The sequence below is a fragment of the bacterium genome, from assembly GCA_021372615.1.
In the GTDB taxonomy this organism is placed as follows: domain Bacteria; phylum Armatimonadota; class Zipacnadia; order Zipacnadales; family UBA11051; genus JAJFUB01.
Genome location: JAJFUB010000029.1, coordinates 28,076 through 53,825, shown reverse-complemented (window position 1 = coordinate 53,825; position 25,750 = coordinate 28,076). Strand labels below are relative to the sequence as shown.

Below are 25,750 nucleotides of genomic sequence, written 5' to 3'. Positions count from 1 at the left end.
CTCCTCACTGGGCCGCGATGACGGCCCCCTCCGCCCCCGACAGCCCGTTCAGGCACCCGTCAAAGTGGAAGAGCGCGGCGGTCTGGGCATCGGGCGCGAACGGCTGCCGGGAGGGCGTGAAGTCACCCTCGTAGCGCCGCACCCGTGACACCCGCAGCTCATCGAGGCAGCCGTCACACGCGCCGAGCACGATCCGCGCGGCGACCTCCTGCAGCCGGTACGGATCGCGTCCGGTCAGGCTGCGCGGGTAGTTCCACGTCGGCTCCATCTTCTCGCCATTGACGAACACGGCGAAGCTGCCCTCGGTGCCACGCTTTCCCTGCTGCAGTTGCCAGGTGGCGGCCAGGTGGACCCATTGCGCCTTCTGCATGAAGTGGCGCGCATGGCCGCCGATGAGTCCGTCGGTCTCCCGTCCGGGCGCCCCGAGCTTGCCCCGGGTGAGCAGGTCCACGTAGGAGTACAGGTTGTCGCGCACGGGGCCCTGGCCGTAGCGGTAGTAGAAGTTGATCGCGCCGGCGCGCAGGAAGTCACGCTGCAGAAGCTGCCCATCGCGGAAGGGCAACTCGCTGCTGCTCCAGTTGGGCCGGAACCACAGCTCGATGGTGCCCTCGGTGGTGGGCAGGTGCTGGGTGCTGCCGTCGGCGAGGCGCTCGCCGGGCGCGAAGCCGATGGTGCGGTCGCCGGCCAGTTGCAGCGCCTGGCCCATCACCCCGGGCACGAACGTCTCTTGCGGCGACGGCAGGGCAGGATCGGTGCGGCGGAGGGACGGTGCGGGCGACTGGATCAGCCGGGCGGGGTCGCCGTAGGCCACCACCGGGTCCAGGTTCAGCAACTGCACGTGCGCGGGCCACGGGGAATGCACCGACCACGCGCCCGCCGCGCCCTGGACCGGCAGACTGACGCGACCGATGCCTTCGTTCGTGGGCTCCAGGGCGACGCTCCCGTCGGGCCGCCGAACCGTCACCGGGCGACCCACGAGGAGGTCTACGCGCTGCTGGCCCGGCGGCACGCGGAAGTACAGCGGCATCCCGGCCGCCAGTCCCCCACCCCCCAGCCACGCCCCGCTCGGACAGGCGAGACTCACCTGCGGCACGCTCGCGTCCTGAACGACGAACTCCTCCGTCGGCCCCGGCACGACCTGATACAGGCCGGCGGGCGCTGCGGCCGGGACCTTGACCCGCAGGCTGAAGTGGCGGAACTGCGAGGGGGCGTAGGAGGCGATGCGCTCCTCGGTCTTCACCTCCGCGGCGACGGGCGCGCCATCGGGCCCGAGCACCTGCACCCCGACCTCCCCGGCCTGCGTCGTCTGCACATAGACCCCCAGCGTCACCCCCTGCCCGGCGGGCTTGGCGAAGATCGCGGTGGCGTCGTCGGACTGGAAGGACTTGACCAGGATCGGGAACGAGGGCGGCGGCTTGTCCAGTCCCGCCAGCAGCGCCAGCGCCGTCGGCAGCCCGAGCGTCGTGTGCATGTTCAGGTGCACCCCACGGTAGGGTAGCCTCTCGGACAGACGCGGGTCGCCCGTCAACTCCTCCGCCAGGGGCTTGCCCTCCGCTGCCAGCCCGCCGCGCACCAGTTGCTGCACCGCCGCGGCATACTCCGGCCGCCCGGTCCACTGGTACGCAATCGTCAGTAGGTAGGCGCCGCCGTTCTGGTACTCGATGGCCGGCGGGATGCGGTTGAAGCGGTACTGGTAGTCCATGGCCTTCAGGAAGGCCTGCCGGGCGAGGTCATCGCCCGTCGCCCACCAGTAGTCGTACAGCGCGGCGGCATTGCGGTCCACCTTGTACAGCGCCCCGTAGGCCATCTCGTTGGTGAGGTAGTTGGGGCTCTGGGGGGCAATGATCTGGTGGGCGAGGTCGCGTGCCATGGTGTGGAAGCTCTCGTCCCACTCGCGGGTGTACAACGCCGTGAGCACGCGGGTGATGACGAAGGGGCAATAGCCCGCGCGCGCGGCCTTCAGGTCCCAGGTCTGCTTGACCGCCTCACCGAACTCGCGGGTCGCCTCCAGCGCGCGCTCATCGCCGGTCAGGTAGTACTCCAGCAGCCAGTTCGCGATGTCATGGCCGGAGATGTCGGTGTTCAGCACGAGGCTGCTGGTGCCCCAGTAAAGCGGCTTGTGGATGTCCCCGACGGCGAAGCCGCCCTTGATCTTCTGGCCGGTCGTGACGTGTGCCATCTCCCAGTCGGCGGCGAAGCGATCGAAGCGTGCGGCGTAGTCATAGTAACGGCGGTCGCCGGAGCGGGCGTAGAGGGTCCACACATGCCGCCGCATCCCGTAGTCCACCAGTTGCGACAGCCGGTAGAAGACGGCATACCACTTGCCGTCCCGCCGCGTGTAGTCCAGGTACGGGTGGCAGCCCCAGGCGATGAGGCCGGTCATCGGGAAGACCTTGTACGGCAGCGTGAGGCGGTCGAAGAAGTCCGAGATCATGGCTTCCTCGGCCGGGAAGCGCTGGGGGTCGTAGGGGTGCACGGGCCAGGTGAGGGCGCCGCTGGCGCAGAGCGCCGTGGGGTCGGCTTGAAGCAGCGGCGGCTCGCAGGCCGCGTGGCACTGCCGCGCGATGGCGGGGACCTCGGGCGCGCTGCGATGGGGCATGAGCCACAGCTCGTGGGTCTTGCTCGCCCCCTGGGCGTTGCTGGCGGTCTTGGCCAGGGCCTCGGCCCCGCCGGGCGCGAGTGCCGCCCATGACTGCCAGTAGTCCTTGACCAGCGTCGCGGCGCGGAAGTCCAGTTCGCGCCCGCTGCGCTCGGGCCACAGATGGACGCGGATCCCCTGCGCCCGCGCCTCCAGTTCCTTCGGGAACTGCTCGGCCAGGTCGCGTAGCGCCACGGTCAGGCCCACGCGGTCCGAGGCGAGGTCGCACCACTCGCCACAGGCCGGTCCGGTCGCGACCTCGCGGGCTGTCTGGCCGTCCCGGACCGTCAGCGAGAAGTGCGAGCCAGTCTCCGCGAGATGGGGGTAGTCATCCTGTAGGAGGCTCGCGCTGGCCCCGGCTGGCAGCGCCACCGCCTGCGTCGTGGCGTCGTGGGCCTGGCTGGTGTCGAACACCGCGCGCGTGCCGCCGCGCACCGGGACCTCGATCCCGTAGTCCTTGAGCCAGAGCCGGTTGGTGTCCTCGGTGAAGACGAGGGAGTGGCTGATCTGGACCATCGGGCTGCCGGCGAAGAAGCTGAGCCGCGCGATGCCCCGCGCCAGGCGCTCGCCGGTGTCGGTCACATACCACCCCTCAGTGCGCAGCACCGCCCGCAGCGGCCCGCTCTTGAGCGTGGTGATCTCTACGCCCGCCTGGGGCCCGGCACAGCGGGCCGTGCGGCCCTGGTTGTCCACCAGGTAGGCGTAGTTCTCGCCGGGCCCCCACAGGGGGAGGCGTCCCGCGCCGGTGAGTTCCGCGCTCTGGAGCAGGAGATTGCCGCCATCGAGGGTGAAGTCGGCGGCGCCGGTGCTGACCCGCACCTGTCCCCCATCGCGGGTGATCCGGAGGCCCTGAACGGCAGCGCGCCTGACGCCGGGGCCGTACTCGGCCCGGACGGTGCCCTGCGGTGGGGCCATGAGGCTGATCAGCGCCCAGCGCAGGCTGCCATCGCGGTACGTGGCGGCGGTGTCCACCTGCGCGGGGATCTCCCGGCCCCGGGCATCGCAGACACGCACCTGCCCCGGGTCGCGCACCGCGCCCTGCGGCAGCGGCAGCCCTCCCACCAGCGGCCAGGCTCCAGTGAAGCCGCTGACATCATTGACCCGCATGAGACAGCCCGCGGGCGCGGCGGGCAGGCTGCCTGCTACGAGCAGCGCCAACACCAGAGTGACGAGCACGCGGACGGACCGGCGCATGGGCCTCACCCCTGACGGCTGCGGTGTCGCGTCATGGCGGCTGTGCAGGCGCCCCCGCGCCTACAGGAACAGCAACTGGGGGGCTGCCTGCAGGCCGCTGGTCGGGTACTCCGGCGGCTGGGCGCCGCCGTAGGTCTCTGTGATCAGGTTGCCCAGAGTGTTGCTGACGCGGATCTCTAGATCGTTCTCCCCGCCGTGCAGCAGGTCGGTCAGGTCGAAGACGTACGGGGGCCAGGCCGTCCGACCGGCCGACTGGCCATTGACGAAGACCTCCACGGCATCCACGACCTCCGGCAGCCGCAGGAAGACTCTTGCCCCGGCCGCCACCTCCAGCCGCCGCCGATAGATGCCCGTGCCTGCCGCCTGCGGCATGCCCTGCTGCTCCCAGGGCTGATCCGCCCGCACCTGCGGGCGCGGCGCCAGCAGTGTCTGCCCCTCCACGCGGAACTCCCCCAGCACCACGACCGGCTGCAACAGGCGGTCGGTCCGGCCAGGGAAGGCGGCCACGCGCGGATCGTTGTACTTGCTGGTCCGCACGCGTATGTGGACCGTGTTGGCCCCTGCGCGGAACAGCCCGTCCACGTCGTAGTGCACGTTCTCTTCGGCCCACAGCGGCATCCCGGGCGTCTGCTCGGCGGGCCGGCCATTCACGAACAGCTCCAGGAAGTCACGGCTATCCACCACGATGCGCCGTGGGTGGGCACCCGCTTCGCAGGTCACCTCGGCGCGCAGCCAGTACCACGGGGCGTCGCCGGGGCGGATCGGGTCAGGCAGCCAGCTCCCATCGGCTGCCACCCAGCCGGCCTCGCCGGTGTCATGCTGCCAGCCCTCGGCAGCGCCGTTGTTATCGGGGTCGGGCTTGGCTTGCAGCGCCGGTCGCAGCATGTTGCCGGGCTGCAGGTCGAAGTCCCATGCGCCGTCCAGCGCCACGACGCGCCGGGCCTCCTGCCAGGCGGGCCGCGCCGGCAAGTCCTCGCCCAGCGCTGCCGCCGCCGGGCCGCTCACGAGCAGGATGCCCTGCCAGGGCGCGAAGCGCCAGCGGATCGCGCCCGCCTCGACCGCGGGGCGGTAGGCTTGCAGGCTGAAGGGGTCCACGACCGCGAGCGGCCCGCTCAAGTCGGTGCGGATCGTGACCTCCGTGTCCCGCCGGGCCATGTTCGCGAGGAACAGCACGTCACTGTCGGCGATCCGCCGCCACGAGCTGATGAACTCCCGCCGGTCCTCACCCTCGAGCACCAGCGCGGGGCGCAGACGGGTCGCCAGCGCGTCGCGCACCTGCGCCCCCGCCGCCTCAACCTGCGCCACCGTCGCCTGGGCCAGCAACGCGCCGACCTCAACGGCCAGACTGGCCTGGGTGTCGGCCTCGTACTCAGGTAGCGCGCCGGTGAAGATGACCTGTCCGCCCGCGGCGGCGAACTGCTGCAGCACCTGCAGGCACGCCGCCGGCAGGTACCGGGCGGAGGGTACCACGATCGCCCGGTAGCGGCAGTGCTCGGTCACCAGTTCGGCGCCTTCCACCCGCGCCTCCGCCAGCACCGGCTCGAAGACGAAGTCGAACATCCAGTGCTCGCGGATCAGTTCATCAAGCAGCTCATACACCTGCTCCCCGAGCTGGGTCAGCGGGTGGCCCGGCTGCGGGTCGAGCCACGCCCTCGTGAAGACCCCGATGTCCATCTGGGCCCACACGGCCGAGCGCGGGTACAGCACCGCCACCTCGGCCACCGGCTCGCCCTCGGCGTGCAGGGCCGCCAGGCGCGCGTTGTAGTCCGCGTAGAGCTGGTAATGCTCCCACCACGGCTGCGTGAAGTGCTTGCCGGCGAGGGCGTACTTGCGGAAGTCGGCGACCGAGGTGATCAGCGTGTTGTCATTGAACAGGGTGACGCCGAGGGCCACCTGGTAGTGGAAGCCGCGCTTCTGCCGCTGCAGGTTGATGCCCCAGTCGCAGACCCCGTAGGCCTCGCTCATCATCTCCCGCGCCCCGGTGTGGCGGCAGATGGCGTGGACGCACTTGCAGGTCAGGTGGAAGGCCCGGCGATCCAGATCCCCGTAGAAGCTCATCCGCTCGGGGTAGGTGTACCCGTCCGCATTGGCCAGCATGTCAATGCCGGGGATGGTGTAGTGCTTCATGGCCTCCCACAGGTCGCCCTCCATCCGTGCGTGCAGCGAGAGCACCTCCTCCCCCAGGCAATGCCCCGTGAACGCCACCCCGTGCTCGTCGCACCAGCGGCGGATCGTTCCGGCGTAGGCCTCGCCGTAGCGCTCAGCGACCCAGCGCCAGTAATGGCACCGGGTCTGCGGAGCGGTCGGCGTGTCGGCGAGCAGGTCGCCCAGACGGTCGCGGAGGTCATAGCCATAGCGCTGCTGGAAGCTGGCGAAGAGGTCGCCGGTGTAGGGCAGAGCCAGCCAACCGCCAGTGCCCCGGGGGAGGCCCGGGTGGGCGAAGCCGGGCTCATCGGTGAAGAACCCGGGGATCGTCTCAGGGAACATGTCGGGGGCCTGGGCTAGGTAGCGGCGGTGCGTGCTGTCCAGGAAGCGTTCGCAGGCCTCCGGGTCGAGCATGTCCAGGTAGCCGGGCATGTTGCCGACCCAGTCGCCGCCCCGCACGCTCGTGCGTCGCGCGGCTCCCTCGGCCGTCGCCCACTCCACGCCCCCGCTACGGCACGTCTGCTTCACCCCGGCCGGCAGCCCCGGCGTCTCCTCCTCTCCCGCCTCGTGGTGCAGCCACAGCAGGTGCTCGCGAGCGTCCGGGTGGTCGCGGGTCACTGTGCCGGCGCAGATGCCGCTGGGCCAGTTGTACTCGTCGTAGATCCAGCACTTCATCCCCGTGGCGCGGCAGTGCTCCAGGGTCTGCCGGACCCGCTCCCAGTACTCCAGCGACATGTAGGGCAGCTCCATGCCGTAGACCGGGAAGAGGAAGAACTCGGTGAGGCCCTGGGCGCGCATCTGGTCAAGCTGCGCCTTCAGGCCCTCCCAGTGCAGGTCGCCGGTCCAGGATAGCCAGGGCACCGGCCGGTAGCGATCCGGCGGGCGGGCGAGCGCGGACAACAGGTCGTTGGGGGTCAGGTTGTTCCACAGGGGGCGGCGGAGGTCACTCATCGGGCTGTCTCCCTCGGGCAGTGGCGCCGGTCGCGGCGGCGAGCCGTCAGGCCCCCCGCGGCGTAGTGATCGCAGCACGCTACTCGCGGCTGACGAGGCGCACCTGCAGGTCATAGCGGTCCCCGCGCCACAGGGACCGTGAGTATTCCACCGGCGTGCCCTGTGCGTCGGCCAGGACGCCGGTGATGACGAACAAAGGATCGCCGGCGCGCAGGGCCAGCAGGCCGGCCTCCTCCACGTCGGCGGCCCGCGTCCGGATCGTCTGCTCCGAGGTCCGCAGCCCGAAGCCGTAGCGCGACCGCAGCGTCTCGTAGAGCGAGGTGGTCAGGTCGGCGGCGGGCAGGTCGGGGGCCAGGCGGCAGGGGATGATCGAGGTCTCGGCGCTGACCGGCTCGCCATCGGCCAGCCGCAGCCGCCGCACCTCCCATACCTCCTCACCCGCCCCCAGCCCCAACGCCCGTTGCGCCTGGGGACGCGCTGGTCCACGCTCGACCCCCAGCAGGCGGTACTCGGCGGCCCAGTGCTGGTCGCGCATGTGGGCGGCAATAGAGGACAACTCCGTCAGGTCCAGCTCCACCCGCCGGCGGCGCATGAAGGTGCCGCGTCCCTTTTCGCGCACGATCAGCCCCTCGCGTTCCAGGATCTGCAGCGCGTGGCGGACCGTACCCCGGGTGACGTCGAACCGCGCCGACAGCGCCGGCTCGGAGGGCAACGCGATCTCCTCGCCGTCAGCCGCGCCGGCGCTGACGTCATCCATCGCCTCGCGCAGAATCTGGGCGAGTTGGTAGTAGTAGGGAATGGGGCTGTCCTTGCGGATCGTGCGCCCGGTCAGGAGTTCATCAAGCATGGACCTGTACTCTTCTCTGGACAAGTAAACACTGGTCCGCAGAGGATGTCAATGCCTATTTGACACCGCTTCGTGGCTGTGATAGCATACTGCCCACTTGTATAGACAAGTAGTCAACAAGCGGAGGAGACCCGTGGACCTCGATCTCAGGATTGACGCCGCCACCACCAGCTTTACCACCTGTGCCGACCGCTTCGTCAAAGGCGGCTACAAGCCGTCCCTCCCCTTCCCCCGGCAGCTCGAACTGCTGGCCTCCGTGCCCGGCATCAAGGGCGTGGCCCTCGACTACCCTTCCCAGTACGACGACCCCGCCGCCCTCCGGGCCCTGCTCGACCCCCTGGGCCTGGAGTTGGGCATGACCGAGATTGACATGTACTCCAGCGCGCGCTGGCAGTACGGCTCGCTCTCCTCGCTTGATGACGCCACCCGCGAGGAGGCCATCGCGCTCGTCAAGCGGGGCATTGACGCTGCCATCGAGGCCCGCGGGGCCGACGTGCAGCTCTGGCTGGGCCAGGACGGCTATGAGTACCCCTTCGCCACCGACTACAACGAGGCCTGGGCGCGGCTGGCCGACGCGGTCGCCGAGATCGTCGCCTACCGTCCCGAGATGAAGATCACCATCGAGTACAAGTGCAAGGAGCCGCGGGTCAAGTGCTTCATCGCCACCGTCGGGCGCGCGCTGTACCTGTGCGAGCGGACCGGCCGGGACAACGCGGGCATCACGCTCGATGTGGGCCACTCGCTCATGGCCGCCGAGAACCCGGCCGAGGCGGCAGTGATGGCCCTGCAGCGCGGCCGCCTGTTCCACCTGCACCTGAATGACAACTACCGCGACTGGGACCACGACCTGATCCCCGGGACGGTGAACCTCTGGGACAGCATCGAGCTGTTCTACTGGCTCGAACGCATGGGCTTTGACGGCTGGACTGGCATTGACATCTACCCATACCGCGAGGCAGGCGTGGCGGCACTGACCCGCACCGTGCAGAACATCTACCGCTTCCGCGACCTTGCCCGGCGGCTCATCGCGGCGGGGCTGCCGGCGCTGCAGACGGGGGAACGCGCGGTCGAGGTGATGGATCTCGTGATGGCTGAAGTGCTGAAGTGAGGTGACCGGCATGGACCCGGTGTTGGAGCAGATCTACGCGCTGGACGGCGCCGCGCTGGAGGCGTGCGCACGGCACGTGATGCTGGGCGGCGGGACCCGTGGCGGCCCGGTCCTGGTGCGGGGCAAGGGCGTGCGCGTCTGGGATACGGCGGGCAGAGACTACATTGACTGCACGTCGCAGAGCTGGGCGCTGTACCTGGGCTATGCGCACGAGGGCATCAACACGGTGATCCGCGAGCACATCGCGAACCTGACACATACCCATCAGGGCTTCGACACGCTGCCGCGCTTCTACCTGGCCCGACGGCTGGCGGAGCTGGCGCCCGGGAGCCTGAACCGTGTCTCCTTCACCGTCGGCGGCGGGCCTGCGATCGAGGCCGCGATGAAGATCGCGGCCAAGAACACCGAGATCGCCCGCGACTTCGTGTGCCTGTACGACAGCTACCACGGCACGACCCTGGGGACGATGGGGGCCTCGTGGGTCTCGACCCACGCCGCGGGCAGCTATGTGGGCGGCAGCCACTTCCTCGGCCTCACCCGCCCCTTCATCCGCATCGCCAACCCCACCACCTACCGCAACCCCCTGGGCATGGCGCCTGAGGACTACGTCAGCTTCTGCCTGGCGATGGCGCGGGAGACCTTCGAGCGCGGTATCGCCGGGCGCCCCGCGGGCGTCATCGTCGAGCCCATTCAGGCCAGCGCCGGCCAGATCATCTTGCCCCAGCGCTACCTGCAGGGCCTGCGCGACCTGTGCGATGAGTTCCAGACGCTGCTGATCTTCGACGAGATCCAGACCTTCGCGCGCATCGGCGAGATGTTCGCGGCCGACTACTTCGGCGTGACGCCGGACGTCCTCGTGCTGGGCAAGGGCCTCGGCGCGGGGCTCCCCCTGGCGGCCATCATCATCCGCGATGAACTGGAGGGCTTCAGCCCCGACAGTGAGGAGCTACACACCTTCGCGAACCCCTCCCTCTCGATGGTCACAGCGGCCAAGCTCCTCGCGCTGCTTGAGGAGGGCGTGCTGGCCAACTGCCGTGAGATGGGGGCTTATCTGGGGGCGGGCCTGCGGGCCCTGGCGAGCGACTTCCCCGAGATCGGCGACGTGCGCCAGGCCGGGCTGCACATCGGCGTGGAGTTCGTCCGCGACGCGGAGACGCGCGAGCCGTTGGAGCGGCAGACGGTCGCGATCCGCAACGAAGGCCTCCAGCGCGGGATCATCTTTGGCCTGGGCGGTGTGCGCAAGAACGTACTCAAGGTCAAGCCCCCGCTGATTGTCAGCCGGGCGGAGGCCGACGAGATCCTGGAACGGTTCGCAGCCTCGGTGCAGGCCGTGCTGCGAGCGTAGGAGGCTCCCGATGCTAGCCATTGACCTGAGCGGCACAGTGACGTGGGTGGTCGGCGGCTCGCGCGGCATCGGGGCCGCCATCTGTCGCAGCGTGGCGCAGGCCGGGGGCGACGTGGCCTGGACGCACACCGGCAGCCCCGCCGGCGTCGCCGCCAGCGAGGCGCTGGCGGCAGAGCTTGCCACACTCTGCCGACGCTGCCTGCACGACGCCGTGGAGGCCTGCGACGAGGCCGCCACCGCGGCCTTTGCGGAGCGTGTCGCCGCCACCCTCGGCCGCCTGGACCATCTCGTCTACAACGTCGGCTACACTTCGCCCATATCCCTGACCGACCTCACCGTCAGCCAGTGGCGGCAGAACGTGGACCTGAACCTGACCGGGGCCTTCATCGCCCTCCGGGCCGCTCTGCCCGAGCTGTCCCGCCGGCGCGGCAGCATTGTGCTGATCGGCTCGGCGGCGATCCACACCGGCGGCGGCGGCCGAGCAGACTATGCCTCCGGTAAGGCCGGCCTAGAGGGTCTGTGCCATGCTGTCGCGAAGGAGACGTCACCGGCGGGAGTGCGCTGCAATGTGGTGCAGCCCTCGCTGGTGGAGACCGATCTGCTGCGCGTCCGCTACCCCGACCCGACCGACCGGGAGCAGGTGGCGGCGCAGGTGCCGCTGCGGCGGCTCGGCCAGCCAGAGGACATCGCCGCTCTGACCGCCTTTCTGCTCTCCGATCTGGCCTCGTACATCACCGGCCAGTCGGTGCTGGTGGATGGCGGTCGCACTTTCCATCGCTGACGAGGTGATACGCTTGAGCAGTTCGCTGACGACGCTGGCCGCCATTGACCTGGGGGCCAGCAGCGGCCGCGTGATTGTAGGCCGTCTGGGGGACGGCCGCCTGGACCTGACGGAGGTCCACCGCTTCGGCCATGAGCCGCAGCCGACGGACGGCACGTTGCGCTGGGACTGGGCCACGCTCCTGACGGGTGTCCGCGCCGGCCTGCGCGAGGCGACGGAGCGCTTCGGGCCGCCGGCGGCGATCAGTTGCGACTCCTGGGCGGTGGACTTCGGCCTGCTGGACGCCGCGGGAGAGCTGCTCGAGCCGCCCGCCTGCTACCGGGACCCGCGCACCGAGGGCCTCCCCGGGAGCTTCGCGGACGTGATCAGTCCCGACGCCCTTGTCGCCCGCGTCGGCGCCATGGCCCTACCGATCATCACGCTGTGCCAACTGCGGGTCATGGCCCAGAACGAGCTGGACACGCTCACGCAGGCCAGTTCGCTCCTCCACATCTGCGACCTCATCCACCACGACCTCACCGGCGTGGCTGCCACCGACCGCAGCATGGCGACAGCCTCGGGCCTGCGCCACCTGGCCAGCGGCGACTGGGATCGCGACCTGCTCACGTTGCTGGGTATCCCAACGCATTTCCTGCCCCGCTGCCTCGACCACCCGGGCGTGTTGGGCACGGTCGCGGCGGATCGGGCGCCGCACCCGGACCTGATCGGCGTGCCCGTGGTCTCCACCGCAGGACACGACACCGCCGCTGCCTCCGTCGTGTCGCCGCGTGAGGACCACGTGTTCCTCAGTTGCGGCACCTGGTCCATGCTCGGCACGCTCAGCGCCCAACCGGTGGTCACGGCGACGATGGCCACCGAGATGCTCGAGAGCATCGGCGCGGGCGGCGGGGGCTGGCTGCTGATGTGTCCCCTGACGGGGCTGTGGCCGCTGCAGCAGTGCATGCTCCAGTGGCGCAAGTCGGGGGCTGCCGCGTCATGGGCCGAGCTCATCGCCGCCGCGGGCAGCCTCAGCGGCCCGGTCCCGACCGTCGTGGATGTCGGCCACCCTCTGATCACGGGCCCGGGCGACATGCTGGCCGCCATCGGCGAGTACTGCGCCCGCACCGGGCAAGTCGCCCCGGCGGACGCGCCGGAGATGACCCGCGTGCTGCTGCAGAGCCTTGCCCTGGAGCACCTCCTGGGCGTCGAGAGCCAGGCGCGCGTCACGAACCGGCAGTTCGCCGCCGTGCGCCTGGTCGGCGGTGGCAGCGCCAACGCCTTGCTGTGCCAGTGGACCGCGGATGCCGTCGGCCTGCCCGTGATCGCCGGACCCATGGAGGCCACCGCGCTGGGCAACCTACTGCTGCAGGCCCGGGTGCTCGGGCTGGTCGGCGAGGATGTGTCGGAGCTGGTCGAAGCGTCGGCGCCGGCCACGATCTACCAGCCCCAGGCAGCGCCCGACGCAGCACTGGTGGCCCGCTACCGCGACCTGAAGACGAGGCGCGTGTGATGGCGACCGGCGACGCCGGACCGCGGGTGGCGGCGTTGCGAGCCCTCTACCGCGGGCTGGTGGCGGCGCTGCCCTGGCTCGACGTGTGCCGTGACGACGACGATCCTCCGGCGTTCCCGGACTACGCGACCGATCTGCACCTGCCTGCGGTTGCGAGGGCGCCCGTCGGAGTGACGTCGGCACGACCGGCAGGGCCGCACCTGGCCGTCTACGTGCCGGCCCAGTCCGGCTCGCTGTCCGACGCGGCGCAGGACTGTGCGCGCTCGGGGACGCCACTGGTGGTCCGCCACACGGATGTGGATCTCCCGCGCCTGGGTGAGCTGGCGCGAGCCCACCCGACCCTTCCCCTGGTCATCGAGTCGGGCCCCCTCAAACTCCTCTATCACATCGCCACGCTGGAGACGCTGCTGCAGACCCACCCCAACCTGTGGCTGTGCACCTACAACCTGTGCAACTGGCTGGGGCTTGAGCGGCTCTGCGCGGCCGGGGTGGGCGATAGGCTGCTCTTCGGCACCCATGCACCGCGCCACGACGCCCACGTGTCGGTGGCGCCGATCGCCCTGGCGCATCTGTCCTGGGAGCAGCGGTGTGATCTGGCGGGGAACAATGCACGTCGCCTGTTGGGCCTGCCGGCAGTGTCGACGCCGTCGCCGGATCTGGCTGCCCCTCTGCCACCGGCGTTCATCATAGACAGCCATGGTCACAATGGCCCGCCGGGCCGCTTCCCCACGCCCGATGAGCACTTCACGCCCGACGACTGGCTGCGCTTCATGGACTCCTGCGCCATCGAGCGCCTCTTCCTGATCCCCGCGGCCGCCCTGGACGACCCGGCCTGCGGCAGCCTGGACGCCGCACGCAGCCTCCTGGAGGCGGCCCCGGACCGGTTCCGCTGCTATGCCGTGTTCCACCCGGGCGGGGACGCCGAGCGCCTGCGGGCCGAACTCGACGATCCCCTGTGCGTGGGCCTCAAGATGCACCCCTCGATGCACGGAGTGCCCGCGGACGACCCGGCCTACCGTCCGGCCTTCGAGTTGGCGGTGCGCGCGGGCAAGCCCCTGGTCACTCACTCGTGGGAGAACTCGGCCACCAACCCGGTGCAGTACCTCTCCCACCCGGCGCGGTTCGAGACCCACCTGCGGGCCTGGCCCGGGGTCCGACTGATCCTGGGCCATGCCGGGGGCCGCCCATCCACCGCCCCAACCGTCATCGCCCTCGGCGAACGCTATCCGGGTGTCACGGTTGACCTGTCGGGCGACTACTTTGACAGCGGCCTGGTGGCGATGCTGTGCGACCGCCTCGGCGCGCAGCGCGTGCTGTTCGCCAGCGACGTCAACTGGATTGACCCGCGTTGCCTGTTAGGCGCAGTGCTGGGGTCACGCCTGTCGGATGGCGAGGTCCGCGACTGCCTGCGTGGCAACGCTCTGGCCCTCTTCGACCGGTGACATGCGCCCCCGGCCCGCCGATCGTCTAGCCCGCCCTAGGGAGGATCATCGGGCAGGAAGGAGAAGCCGGTATGTATGCCAGCAACTCCAGAACCGACCCATGCCCTCGGACGCCGCCCAGACCATTGATCAAGCGCCAGGCACGCCTCCCGATCTCGGCGGCCCCATCGGCGCTCTGACCACCGATGGGGAACACCTCTGGGCGCTCAACATGAAGGACATGACGTTGTGCAGCATTGTGAAGGTGGACCCTCAGACTGCCACCTGACGGGGGCCAGGGGCACCGGAATGGCGGGATGGACTGATGCCGAGCAAGGTGGAGACCGACCCCGATAGGATCGAGACGAAGAAGCTCACACTCGTGGGGTTGGAGAGGCACATGGATGTGGTAGCGGGGTTCGGGGAGGAGATGGCTGAACTCGTGCGGGACCTGACCTCGCGGCTGGGTGAGATCGAGGCCAGAGCGCACCCGGACCGCTACGTCGGCTACTGGCAGCAGGTCGGCGGCGAGCGCTGCACGACGGGCCGCATGTACCTGGCCGCCGCCGAGGTGAGCGCCGTCGTCAACCTGCCGCCTGGCATGGTCGCCAAGGCCCTGCCCGAGGGCGAGTACGCCATCTGGTGCATCAGGAACGGCGAGGAGGGGTCGGTGAACCCCTGGGCTTGGCTCGCACGGTCGGGATACGAGTTCCACTGGGACCCGCGGAGGGCCATGGTTGGCGACCTGGAGACGTTCTGGTTGGACCCCGCGATCGACACGCACGAGTTCTGGGTGCCCATCGTGCGCAGACAGGAACAGCAGCCCCGCTAGCCGTGAGCAGGGGGGGAGTGCGTCTGGCGAGCGGAAGGAGATGTGAGCCATGCCGGCACAGCCCAGAGCCGCGGACCCGTCGACCCGTCTGGTCCTCGACGGCGTGCCACGCGTAGGCTTCTACTACGACACGCAAGAGCGCGAGGACACCCGGGCGCGGTGTCCGGAGGACATGCCGTTCCCCTCCTGCCTGCGGGCCTGTCTGGAGTACCTGGGCGACGGCCTCGGCTGCCACGCCATCCGCCAGCACAATCCGCGCTGGGGCATTGGCTGCGGCTACGCGTACCTGATGGGCGTCACGGGTATCGCGTTCCAGTTGAGCTGGGCCGACGGGTGGCACCCCGACAATGCCGCGACGTGGCTCATCGGCAATGACCCCGGCGAGGTCTTCCGTCGTGCCTTCGCGGCGGTGGGGTACGAGACCACTGGCGTGACGCACGGCGACCTGCGCCGCGACGGCGACGACAATGACGCGATCGCCCGGCAGCACATCATCCAGAGCATACGCGACCGAGGCCGGCCCGTCATCGCGAACGGCGTGATCGGTCCGCCGGAGGAGTGCCTCATCGCCGGCTACGACGAGGGCGGCGATGTGCTCATTGGCTGGAACTTCTTCCAGCACCATCCCGACTGGAGCGCCGACCTCGAGTTCGAACCGAACGGCATGTTCCGCAAACGCCACTGGTTCGCCGACACCTGGAGCCTGATGCTCATCGGCGACAGGACAGAGCAGCCCGACCGCAAGCGCGTCTACCGGGAGGCCCTGGAGTGGGATCTCGACGTGATGCGCACTCCCACGCGCATGGGCCGCCACAACGGCATCGCCGCGTACGATGTGTGGGCAGAGCACCTGCTGCGGGACGAGGACTTCGCCACGGACGACCTCGCCGCCCTTCGCGACCGCTTCATGACCGAGCACGCCGCGGTCAGTTCCGTGGCGGAGGGGCGCTGGTATGCCGCCATCTTCCTTGCCCAGGCGGCGCTGGACAGCGGTCTGAACCCCTCCGCGCTGTATGCCGCTGCCTCTTGCTGCGCGGCCGAGAGCGACCTGATGATGCGGGTCTGGGGCATCGTGGGTGGGCTGGGTTTCGAGGAGCGTGAGGTCCGGCAGCTCGTGGACGGCGAGGCACGGCGGCGGATCATTCCGCTTGTCCACGAGGCCCGCGACCGGGAAGCGGAGGCGGCGGAGCACATCGAGAAGGCCCTGTCGGCATGAGGAATGCCGTGCGCACAGGAGCGCAGACGCTACCTTAGGCGATTCGCGCGCGATGAGTTGGCGCTGCGGGCGGTGCTCGACACGAGCCCCGAGATCGTCGCGCCCATCTCCGCGTTGCCCCGGCGCCTCCGGGACGCCATGCTCCGTGCGGGGAGTTGGCGCAAGTGCCGGCATGGTCACCTGCCGGTCGGTCGCGTCAGTGGGCGTGTTGGCGTGCTGCAGTCTCGTTGTCGCCCAGACTCAGGCGTCATCCATGAACAGGCAGCGGAAGGTGGGACAGAAGCGGGTCGTTAGGAGAGAACCGCGCTCCCCGGTGCTCGCCGCCTTTCTGCCGGCGGTGCGCGAGTGGTTCGAGCAGACCTTCCCGTGTCCCTCGCCGGCGCAGGAACTGGCTTGGCCACGCCTCCGGCTGGGCGAGAACGTTCTACTACTGGCCCCCACTGGATCAGGCAAGACGCTGGCCGCCTTCCTGTGTGCGATAGACGAGTTGCTGCGGCGGGCGCAGGCGGAGGACCTGGCCGAGAGCGTGCAGGTCCTGTATGTCACACCCCTGAAGGCGCTGGGCAATGACATCCAGCGTAACCTGCTGGTCCCGCTGGCAGGCATTGGCGAGATGGCGAGTGAGGCGACGTCGGGCATCCGGGTGGCGGTGCGCACCGGGGATACGCCGCCGTCCGAGCGCCAGCGCATGATCGCGCGACCCCCGCATATACTGATCACCACGCCGGAATCCCTGTACCTCCTGCTGGGCAGTCGCCAGATGGCGCCCCACTTGCGGACCGTCCGGACCGTCATCGTGGACGAAGTCCACTCCCTGTGTGACAACAAGCGGGGCGTGCACTTGGCGCTGAGCCTCGAGCGGCTGGAGGAGCGAGTTGACGGCCCGCTGCAGCGCATCGGTTGTTCCGCGACGCTCAGCCCGTTGCAGGAAATCGCGGCGTTCCTCGTGGGCTACACCCCGGACGGGCAGCGGCGGCCATGCACAGTGGTCAACGCCGGGATGCGCAAGGGTCTGGATGTGCAGGTCGTGGCCCCACTCCCCGACTTCCTTGAGGCCAGCCATAGCGCCCTGTGGGCCACGGCCTATGAACTGATCCTGGGGGAGATCGCCCGGCACCGCACGACGCTGGTCTTCACCAACAGCCGGTACAAGACGGAACGGACGACTCTGCGTCTGCGCGAGTTGGCAGCGGAGGGGCAGCGGATCGCCGCCCATCACGGCTCGATGTCGCGTGAGACCCGCCTGGAGGCAGAGGACGACCTGAAGGCCGGACGGTTGGACGCGCTGGTGGCTACGGCCACACTGGAGCTGGGCATCGACATCGGGGCCGTGGACCTGGTGTGCCAACTCGAGTCGCCGCGTTCGGTCGCCACCTGCCTGCAGCGTGTGGGACGTGCCGGGCATCTGCTGGGGGCTACGAGCCAGGGGCGTGTGCTGGCCTTCGACCGCGATGAGCTGCTGGAGGCGGCCGCAATCGCCCGGGCCGCGATCGCCGGTCAGATTGACGACGTGCGCATGCCTCGTGGCTGCCTGGATGTGCTGGCGCAGCAGGTCGCAGGAGCGGTGGCAGCTGAGACCTGGGACGCGGACGGGCTGTACCAGCTGGTGCGGCGGGCGCACCCGTACCGGGACCTCCCGCGCGAGGCCTTCGACCGTGTAGTGGGGATGCTGGCCGGGGAACGGCCTTTCCAGATGGCGTGGCCGCCCCGCCCGTTGCTCCTGTGGGATCGCGTGACGGGCCGGCTGTCACCGACCCGCGGCAGCGCGCAGGTGTGCGCGATGAATGTGGGGACGATCCCGGATACGGCTGAGTATGAGGTGGTGTTGGCCGGCGGCAAGAAGCGCATCGGTGCGGTGCAGTCGGAGTTCGTGGACGACAGCCTGCGCACGGGCGACATCTTCGTGCTGGGCAGCTCGACCTGGCGCATGGCCGGCATGGACCGCGGCCGCCTGCTGGTTGAGCCGGCGCCCGGCGCTACGCCCACGATCCCGTGGTGGCACGGCCAGGTCGAGTCGCGGACAGTGGCGGCCGGCCAGCGCGTTGGCGAGCTGCGTCGGGAGCTGGCTGCGAGACTCGATGACCCCGGAGTCCGGCAATGGCTGGAGCGTGAGTACCACCTCAATCACGATGGCGCCGCTGCGCTCGTGGACTACCTGCGCGAGCAGCGGGCCACGGCGGGGGTCGTGCCGGATCACGAGCGCCTGCTGGTGGAGACCTGGCGCGACGAACTGGGGCGTGACAACGTGATCGTCCACAGCCCCTTCGGGCAGCGCGTCAACCGGACGTGGGGGATCGCCCTGGTTGCCGCGGCGCTGCAGAGCGGGCTGGGGGAGTGGACCGCGACGGCGTCCAACGACATCCTGCTGCTCACCCGACGAGAGGAGGGGGCACGGGAGGTCGTGGAGGCCCAGGCCCTGCTGGCCGTGGGAGCAGGCGACGTCGAGGGTCTGGTGGCCGGTACTGCCCGGGACGCTGCAGTGTATGGGAGCGCGTTCCGGGCGGCGGCTACATGCTCTCTCCAGGTGCTCCGGGCGTGGCAGGGCGCGCGGGTGCCCTTCTGGCTCCAGGGCTACCGGGCTCAGGAGCTGCAAGAGGCATGCGGCTCGGAGCCGAGCTACCCGGTCGTCGCGGAGGTGATACGGGAGTACCTGCACGATTCCCTGGACTTGGGGGCGGTGCGGGAGTTGCTGACGGCTGTCGAGCGCGGCCAGGCGGAGCTGGTGTTCCAGGAAGTGGAGGCGCCGTCGCCCTTTGCGCATGGGCTACTTGTGGGCGACCCGGTGCGGAGAGATCAGGCTATGGGGCGAGAGCGCCGGGCTCAGCTCTTGCGCCTGCACCGGCAGGTGCTGAAGGACGTGCTGAGCGCGGACGAGATGGCGGAGTTACTGGACCCCCGCGCGATCGAGCGCCTCGAAGCGCGTTGGCAGCGCCGGGCGGAAGGTAGCCAGGCCCGGACCAGCGACGAACTGGCACAGGTGATCCGGGAGCTTGGTGACCTGCCCGCGCGTCTGGAGTCCGTGGATGAGGTCGCCCAGGGCGATCCCGCTGCGCTCCTGGCGCCGCTGCTGGCCGAAGGCCGGGTGGTGGCGGTCGACACGCCGGACTGCGAAGAGGAACCGGTGCGGCTGGTGACCCCCGAGCTCTGGCGGGAGTACCGCGATGCCTTTGCTCCGGGCACGAGCCGACGGGCCAAGCCCGTGCTGGTCCCGCGCCTGGAAGACGGCGCGCTGGTAGCAGACGAGCAACGGCCGGCGCGGGAGCTGATCCCGACCCGTTGGCGCAGGGCGGTGCCGCAGGAGCAGGCGCGACGGGCCGTGATCGAGCGCATGCTGCGCTGCCGCGGCCCTGTGACCGCCTACGAACTGATGGGCCGGACCGGGTGGTCAGCCCCGGCGGTGGAGCGAGCACTGGCCGAGCTGGTAGCCGAGGGCACGGTGGCGCAGGGCGCGTACACACGGGACAAGCCCCGGCCTCAGTGGGTGAACCGCGCGAACCTGGAGGAAATCCACCGTCTGACCCTGGGCTACCTCAGACGCGAGTTGGCGGCATGCACGGGGGAGGAAGTGGTCGACTTCGTGTCGCGGTGGCAGCACGTCCATCCAGAAACGCGGCTGCGCGGAACGGCAGGGCTACGGGACGTGATCCGGCAACTGCAGGGCTGCGAGGTGATCCAGGGCGCTCTGGAGGAGGAGACACTGGCCGCCCGGGTCTGGGACTACTCCCCCGCAATGCTCGACCAGTTGATGGCCGCCGGTGAGGTCTGCTGGCGCAGAGTGGGAGGGGGACGCATCCACCGCGGCATGTTGACTCTGTGCCTGACCGACGACATGACATGGCTGGGGAGGGGGACGGCGGCACCGGAGGACGGGGAGAGTTCGGCAGACTGCGACATCGCCGGCCAAATCCGGGCAGTGCGAGAGCACTTCCGGGAGCACGGGGCCGGGTTCTTCGAGGACGTCGTCGCTGCCACCGGCGTGGAGGAGGGCGCTGCAGTGCGAGCTGTGTGGCATCTGGCCTGGTGTGGGGAGCTGGCCTGCGATACGTATGAGTGCGTGCGCCACGCCGGTTTCGGGGTGACACTGTCGGCGTGCTATGACCTGATGCACACGCCGCACGATATCCTGCACCCGTCTGGCGGCGTGGGAGGGAAGGACACCCACGAGCGCGTCCTCGAGCGCATGAGGAGCCGTCGCCTGGACCCGCGGTTAGGCCGCTGGCTGGCGACGGAACGGCTGCGCGCGGGCCGGCAGGAAGCTGAAGACGAAGCGGTCGTGCGCCACTGGGCCGAGCAGCTCCTGCGGCGCTGGGGAATTGTCAGCCGGGAGATCGTGGGCGCCGAAGCGGGGGCTCCGATGTGGGACCGCCTGCTGCCTGAGTTCAAGCGCCGCGAGCTGCTGGGACAGGTCAGTCGCGGCGACTTCATCGAGAGCCACCACGGCGAGCAGTACGGCCTGCCGGAGGCGGTCGAACTCCTGCGCGACTGCCGGGCCCGGCGGGGCGAGCACGGCGCCGGAGCCCACCTGCCCGACGAGCCCCTGCTCGTGCTACCGTTTACGGACCCAGCCAACCTGTACGCCACGAGCCTGGAGTTCAGGGATGCCGCCGGAAACGCCGTCCACAGGCCGCGCCGGCGCGGAAGCCGCGTGGTTGTGCGGGCTGGCCAACCCCTGGTGTACCTGCACCGGAGCGACGCGCTGCAGATGGCGCCACTGGGTCGGGAGGAGCTGCGCGAGTGTCTCGAGCGGCTGAAGTGGACGCCGGGAGGCGATGAAGCGCCGACGGAGATCGCGCGCTGGAACGGGTGCCCGGTCGAGACACATCCGGTGTCCGGTCTCCTGGAGGGTCTCGGCTTCAGGTTCTTTAGAGGAGCCATGCGCTGGCCGCCCGACGGCACGGCAACGCGACTGGCACCATCGGGCGAGCCAGCGGCCTTCCCCGCCTGCTATGCCGAGAGGAGGGCGGACGTGGGCCCGGAGTACGCGGTGGGGCGTGCGCACGAGCAGGTCCGGCCGGTGCTGGCGGCGGCGCTGGCGCTGCTGCAGCGCGAGCTGGCCGGGGAAGGCTGGGAGTTTGAGTGGAGCAGCGCAACCCCAAAGGCGCGGTACCGGGGCGTAACCGCCGCCTCTGCCGGAGCGGGGGCATCATTCGTGGGCCTGCAGGTGCGGCCGCCGGGGCTCACCGGCTACCGCAGGCGATGGCCATTCCGGCAGGGCTGGGGGCGCGTCCGCAGCGTGGACGACCTGACCGAGGACTTCATCGCCGAGCTCAGGCGCCGGCGTGAGTTCACCGAGGCGGAGATTGAGGCGTACCTGGCCCGGCGGGGAGCCGACGGGGAGAGGGAGGGGCCCGGGTGAACCCTCGGGAGATCCGGCACCGCGTGATGTCCGCGCTGCTCCCGGCCGACGCCCCCCTGAGCGTGGAGGCCCTGGCGCAGTTGTGTGGGCTGCCCGCTGAAGGCGTGGGCGAGGCCGTGTGCGGTCTCGCTGCCGAGGGCCTTGTGCTGCGTGGGCACTTCGTGGCCGGGATGCCGGGGTGGCAGTACCGCTGGGCAGCCGCCTGGACGCGAGAGCTGGAGCGGCGCACGTCCCGGGCAGTCGCCGAACTGCGCGCGGCTGCCGAGGTCTGGCCCCCGCTGGGGGACCGCGACCTGGACGTCACCAGCCCGGCCTCCGAGGCGTTCTCCCAGTACGTCCTCGAACGATACTGCCCGCCGGCAGACAAGCGGCTGTTGGTGTTCCTGCAGTGCTCCGTCCGGCGGCCATTCTCCACGTCGCCATCCCATGCGTTCATGAAGCGCGCCATCTGGGCTGCGACCGGCAGGGATCCCCGCGCTGACTTCCTCGTCTGCCCCGTGCACGTTGTCGTTCTGGCCAGCAAAGTGGGGCCTGTTCCATACGAGTTGGAGGACATCTACCCGGCCAACGTGGGCGGTGGCGGCGTCAAACACTTCTCCCCGGGAGTATACGAACGGACCAAGCCGGTGCTGGCGCAGAGGATGGCCGGGTATCTGCAGGCGCATGGCGGGCAGTACGACCACATCGCCACCTTTACCGAGGGGCGGTACGGCGAGGTGATGTCTCTGGCCAGCCGGTGGGCAGGAAGGGAGATGGCAGTACTGCCCGTGGCAGGTGGGCCACGGATCACGCAGGTCGGCGCCAGCCGACCCCGCACGTATTGGCAGCAATACTGGATCCAGTTGACGCTGCGCCTCCTGGAGTGGCTGGGGGCGGACTGGGAGGAGCCGGCGGCGCGGCGACTGCGTGAGTTGGGTGCGCTGTACGACGAGGGATGAGTCGCATGGCCGCCCGTGAGGGGAGCAGGAGGAGGGACGAACCATGGCCGAGGAGACGGTGACGGTGAACCGAGCCCCGGTGCTGACCCTGTGGGCGGCTGTCGTCGCCAAGCGCATGGGCTACGACTGGGACGCGGCCCTAACGCTCGGCAAAGCGGTCTCGGGGCTGAATGCCCAGACGAAGGGGCGGATGCTGGGGATCTTCGGCGATCCGAAGGCACCCGAGCGGGGCGGGCCGCCGAGGAAGACGGGCCTGGGCGAGGACGGCTGGGTGGAGGTGTGTTGCCGCCCTGTGCCCATCAAGCACACCCCCAGTGGGATCCGGGCCGTCGTCAAGGACAAGGCGATCAGTCCCGCGAGCGTGGAGAAGTACCTGGCCGGGAAGTTCGGGGCGGCCCTGCCGGCCGTGCGCGAGGCCATGGGTGAACTGGCGAGTGCCTTCGAGCCTGAAGACCTGGCCGAGGTGTCCTACGGCCTTTATGAGGAGTTCCGCCCCAGGATTGCGTCGGGCCAGCGAGGATGGGGGCAGCCGGGGGAGCTGAGCCTGAGCCTGATCCGGTCGCTCGCGAAGAGGCAGACACGGTGAGATGCCGCGAGCGGTGCTGGTATGTGGGGAGGTGCGGCGGGGGTCCAGTTGATGGCGTCTGGTTCGTATGAAAGGTGAACTGGCTCCCCGACCCGGAAGCCATCTGGTTACATAACCTCCGGGTCTTCGAGATTGCCCCACCACTGGTCATTCGTTTCTGACGATGGGGTTCGGGCGGTTCCGAGGAATATGGGCCTTGCTCCGGCAATCTGACAGCGGCCGCTCCAGTCCGGCCTCCTCGCCTTGCAGATGAGTTCCGGGACCCCACGGGCGTTGGCAACCAGTCAAAGAGACAGCAGAGCAGGCGCCAACCACGAACGGGGGTCACCACAAGGTGCCCGCCAGTTGGCCCGGCATCACCGACTACATTCAGAACGACTGCTAGGCGCTGTACCCGCATCCCGGTTGGCAGGAGACGGATCACGCCCAGGTGACCGCCGCCTGCTACCACGCGAGATCCTCGGTCAGGGCACTGGAGGGGAGGCTTGCCGCTGCGAGCGGCGAAACTCTGTCCGAGCAAGGAAGCAGCGCTGCGCATCATCGACGCCCACATCTACCTTCGGTCCCACGACAAGGACCGTTACCCGGACATCGCCTGGCACTTGACGGCGTTGCCGCGCACCGCCGCACGTGAAGGCCACGTTCACCAATGGCGCGCGACAGGAAGAATCAATGCTAGATGCAGTTAGTGCTTGCGGGCGGCACGGCTTCACCCTCGGTGAGATGATCTGTCTATACACTGCGCTGCTTGCCGCACCTGTCGCCGGCTTCGGAGCGGGCGAGGCCGTCGGTTCGCCCGCCCAAGAGAAACAGGCGGTTGTCGAGGATGGTGAGCGAATGGTTCAGAGGCGAGCTTCTGGCAGGTGGGCGGGGGCGCCGATCTGTCTGAGCGCAGACAGCATGTCGGTTGCGACGGGCCAGCCTTCGCTGGTGCTCATGTCGAGCGGCTCCACACACATCCCGGTGTGGTCGCTATCGGGCGGCACGCCTGGGCAGTCTGTCGCCGGACTCGTGGGCGGGCTTCCCAGCGGGTGCGGCGGCGTGAAGGTGGAGATCGTCGTGACCACGACGGATGCCTCGACGAGCCCCGACTATGAGGATGTCTACAGGTGCCACTTAACGCAGATGGTGGAAGGTGCTCCCTTCACGGCGCGGTATGCTCTGGGCGCCCCCGTGCGAACCGCGCTTCCCGCTGGACCGTTCTACACTCGAACCATTCTCTTGGAGCCCTACTACGAGGTGGAGCCGAATGCTCCCCTGTGGGTGCGCATTCAGCGGGAGCCGACCGATCCCGCCGACACGTTCACCAAGCCCACTGGCCTGGCCATGGTCAAGGTAACCCCCCTGGAGGCTCCCCCGAAGCCACATGTCGTGCAGGACGTGAGCGGCTACAACTCGTGGCCGATGATTCAGGCCCTCGGAGACAAGCTGGTCTGCGTGTACAGCCGAGGCACGGCGCACACCATCGATGAGGACGCCCGCGCTGTGTACGCGCGCACCTCCACGGACAACGGGAAGACTTGGACGACGGAAGCTGTTGTCGCCAACACGCCGGGCTACGGCGAGGTCACCGTCGGGAAGGGGGTGGATTCCACGGGGGCGATGCTCCTCTGGGTGCGGCGCATCGGGAAGGACTGGAACCACGACCTCTATCGCACCAGGGATGGTGTGACGTTCACGCTCGTGGCGACGCCGAAGCTCGCCGTGACGCCGATGCAGATCACCGACGTTTTCTCGGTCCCCACGATCGGGCTCATGGCCCTCTGGTTCGCAGGGGCATACGATGACAGCCCGAGTCACTCGTGGGGCGCGCTGACCAGCAGCGATGATGGCGCAACCTGGACACAGACTACCATCGAGTCCAAGCTGCCCAAGTCCGAGTGGCCGACCGAGCCGTCCGCTGTCTATCTCGGCAACGGCAGGATTCTCGCAATCGCGCGGATAGAGGGCGGAGGCGCGTCCACAACGCAGACCCAATTCCAGATGGTATCGACCGACTATGGTGCAACGTGGACGCGCTCGAAAACAAACATCGGCGATGTCTGTGCTTCCACGCCGAGCCTGGTCCTCGACGCCGAAACCGGTCTGCTGAGCAACTATTACTACCAGCGTGGCCACGGTGTCCTTTGGCGTCGGGTCGTCGATCCAGCCAGCGTGTTCGGCAATCCGCTCAACTGGCCCCCTCCCGAGGCAGTCGCCACAGGCAGTCGGATCGGGGTCGATTCAGGCAACGTGAACGCCACCGCGATCGGGAGTGCACACGTCCTCGCTTTCTACTCCGGCAAGGCGCCAGACACGGCGATCCTGGTATCTGCGCTGCCGGCGCCGACTGCCGTGAACTCGCCCCCTGGCCCCGCGCGCCCCGATGAGCCGCGAGAGTAGAGCGAGTGGGGGGAATGGGGCACGCCTCGCCGCGTTGGGCCGCCGCTCCTGCTTTGACCGCAGCCACCCTCACGTCCCAGGTGGCGGCGAGGCCCGGTGGAGCAAGGTTACTGGCCGCTGCTGCAGAGCCTCCGGCGATGGTGAGCCCCCGCTGCCGACATGTGCGCCGCCTGTGCCGGCACCTCTGCACAGCCGGAGGCGCCCTCCAGCGCCAGTCGGCGACCTCGGCCGCGCCTAACAGCCATCCCGGGAGGACGGCACTGCCACTGTTGGACACGGTGCCGTCGGGGCCGACAACGCGCAAGCTTTGGTCCAAGAGCGGCGCCAACTCGGTCTCCTGCCTGCAGGCCGCTGGCTATCACGGGCATCTGTCGCTGGATTACGAGCGCCGCTACCCCGACCGCAAGGGCCCCGATAGCCTGCGGCGCCTTCTGCAGTAGACCGACGCCAGAACGGCCATTCTCGCCGACCGCATCAGGGATGCCCGTAGGGCGGGAGACATGACAGGATCAGGAGGCCGC

General features: G+C 69.5%; 15 protein-coding genes. 12 read left to right on the top strand and 3 right to left on the bottom strand.

Features of this window, described 5'->3' with window-relative positions; translation table 11 throughout:
• Positions 1-4: 4 nt before the first annotated feature.
• The 3 genes from LLH23_05015 to LLH23_05005 form a co-directional block, all read right to left on the bottom strand.
• Positions 5-3,832: a hypothetical protein gene (locus tag LLH23_05015; GenBank protein MCE5237833.1), complete on the bottom strand. Its 3,828-nt coding sequence runs from the start codon at positions 3,830-3,832 to the stop codon at positions 5-7.
• A 60-nt stretch (positions 3,833-3,892) separates the two neighbouring features.
• Positions 3,893-6,928: a hypothetical protein gene (locus LLH23_05010; GenBank protein MCE5237832.1), complete on the bottom strand. Its 3,036-nt coding sequence runs from the start codon at positions 6,926-6,928 to the stop codon at positions 3,893-3,895.
• A 79-nt stretch (positions 6,929-7,007) separates the two neighbouring features.
• The gene (locus tag LLH23_05005) at positions 7,008-7,775 is read right to left on the bottom strand and encodes a GntR family transcriptional regulator (GenBank protein ID MCE5237831.1); all 768 of its coding nucleotides are present in this window, start codon (positions 7,773-7,775) and stop codon (positions 7,008-7,010) included.
• A 133-nt stretch (positions 7,776-7,908) separates the two neighbouring features.
• On the opposite strand from LLH23_05005, the gene LLH23_05000 reads away from it, so the two are divergent.
• From LLH23_05000 to LLH23_04945, 12 genes are all read left to right on the top strand, one after another.
• A complete protein-coding gene (locus LLH23_05000; GenBank protein ID MCE5237830.1) occupies positions 7,909-8,883 on the top strand; it encodes a sugar phosphate isomerase/epimerase in 975 nt (324 codons plus the stop codon).
• Positions 8,884-8,893: 10 nt separating this feature from the next.
• Entirely contained in the window at positions 8,894-10,228 is a 1,335-nt protein-coding gene (locus tag LLH23_04995; protein ID MCE5237829.1) for an aminotransferase class III-fold pyridoxal phosphate-dependent enzyme, read from the top strand.
• 10 nt (positions 10,229-10,238) lie between these two features.
• On the top strand, positions 10,239-11,009 hold the full coding sequence (locus LLH23_04990; protein MCE5237828.1) for an SDR family oxidoreductase: 771 nt from the start codon (positions 10,239-10,241) through the stop codon (positions 11,007-11,009).
• Positions 11,010-11,022: 13 nt separating this feature from the next.
• Positions 11,023-12,498: a rhamnulokinase gene (locus LLH23_04985; GenBank protein MCE5237827.1), complete on the top strand. Its 1,476-nt coding sequence runs from the start codon at positions 11,023-11,025 to the stop codon at positions 12,496-12,498.
• The gene (locus LLH23_04980) at positions 12,498-13,940 is read left to right on the top strand and encodes an amidohydrolase family protein (GenBank protein MCE5237826.1); all 1,443 of its coding nucleotides are present in this window, start codon (positions 12,498-12,500) and stop codon (positions 13,938-13,940) included. The genes LLH23_04985 and LLH23_04980 overlap by 1 nt, the downstream gene beginning before the upstream one ends.
• A 304-nt stretch (positions 13,941-14,244) precedes the next feature.
• Positions 14,245-14,751: a GyrI-like domain-containing protein gene (locus LLH23_04975; protein MCE5237825.1), complete on the top strand. Its 507-nt coding sequence runs from the start codon at positions 14,245-14,247 to the stop codon at positions 14,749-14,751.
• A 49-nt stretch (positions 14,752-14,800) separates the two neighbouring features.
• Positions 14,801-15,967, top strand: coding sequence for a hypothetical protein (locus LLH23_04970; protein MCE5237824.1), 1,167 nt, complete (start codon positions 14,801-14,803; stop codon positions 15,965-15,967).
• Between the two features lie 253 nt (positions 15,968-16,220).
• On the top strand, positions 16,221-21,323 hold the full coding sequence (locus LLH23_04965) for a DEAD/DEAH box helicase (GenBank protein MCE5237823.1): 5,103 nt from the start codon (positions 16,221-16,223) through the stop codon (positions 21,321-21,323).
• Positions 21,324-21,349: 26 nt separating this feature from the next.
• Complete coding sequence (locus LLH23_04960) at positions 21,350-22,261, top strand: DUF5591 domain-containing protein (protein MCE5237822.1); 912 nt, start codon at positions 21,350-21,352, stop codon at positions 22,259-22,261.
• Positions 22,262-22,304: 43 nt separating this feature from the next.
• Positions 22,305-22,847 carry a hypothetical protein gene (locus LLH23_04955; protein MCE5237821.1) on the top strand — a complete coding sequence of 181 codons (543 nt, stop codon included), beginning with the start codon at positions 22,305-22,307 and terminating at the stop codon, positions 22,845-22,847.
• 672 nt (positions 22,848-23,519) lie between these two features.
• Positions 23,520-25,229, top strand: coding sequence for a glycoside hydrolase (locus tag LLH23_04950; GenBank protein ID MCE5237820.1), 1,710 nt, complete (start codon positions 23,520-23,522; stop codon positions 25,227-25,229).
• A gap of 269 nt (positions 25,230-25,498) precedes the next feature.
• A complete protein-coding gene (locus LLH23_04945) occupies positions 25,499-25,669 on the top strand; it encodes a hypothetical protein (protein ID MCE5237819.1) in 171 nt (56 codons plus the stop codon).
• The last annotated feature ends 81 nt before the right edge of the window (positions 25,670-25,750 follow it).

Bases quoted from the DNA above. Each gene is read 5' to 3' on its own strand.
- LLH23_05015 (MCE5237833.1), bottom strand. From the start codon at position 3,832: ATGCGCCGGTCCGTCCGCGTGCTCGTCACTCTGGTGTTGGCGCTGCTC.
- LLH23_05010 (MCE5237832.1), bottom strand. From the start codon at position 6,928: ATGAGTGACCTCCGCCGCCCCCTGTGGAACAACCTGACCCCCAACGAC.
- LLH23_05005 (MCE5237831.1), bottom strand. From the start codon at position 7,775: ATGCTTGATGAACTCCTGACCGGGCGCACGATCCGCAAGGACAGCCCC.
- LLH23_04995 (MCE5237829.1), top strand. From the start codon at position 8,894: ATGGACCCGGTGTTGGAGCAGATCTACGCGCTGGACGGCGCCGCGCTG.
- LLH23_04990 (MCE5237828.1), top strand. From the start codon at position 10,239: ATGCTAGCCATTGACCTGAGCGGCACAGTGACGTGGGTGGTCGGCGGC.
- LLH23_04980 (MCE5237826.1), top strand. From the start codon at position 12,498: ATGGCGACCGGCGACGCCGGACCGCGGGTGGCGGCGTTGCGAGCCCTC.
- LLH23_04975 (MCE5237825.1), top strand. From the start codon at position 14,245: ATGCCGAGCAAGGTGGAGACCGACCCCGATAGGATCGAGACGAAGAAG.
- LLH23_04970 (MCE5237824.1), top strand. From the start codon at position 14,801: ATGCCGGCACAGCCCAGAGCCGCGGACCCGTCGACCCGTCTGGTCCTC.
- LLH23_04965 (MCE5237823.1), top strand. From the start codon at position 16,221: ATGAACAGGCAGCGGAAGGTGGGACAGAAGCGGGTCGTTAGGAGAGAA.
- LLH23_04960 (MCE5237822.1), top strand. From the start codon at position 21,350: ATGTCCGCGCTGCTCCCGGCCGACGCCCCCCTGAGCGTGGAGGCCCTG.
- LLH23_04955 (MCE5237821.1), top strand. From the start codon at position 22,305: ATGGCCGAGGAGACGGTGACGGTGAACCGAGCCCCGGTGCTGACCCTG.
- LLH23_04950 (MCE5237820.1), top strand. From the start codon at position 23,520: ATGCTAGATGCAGTTAGTGCTTGCGGGCGGCACGGCTTCACCCTCGGT.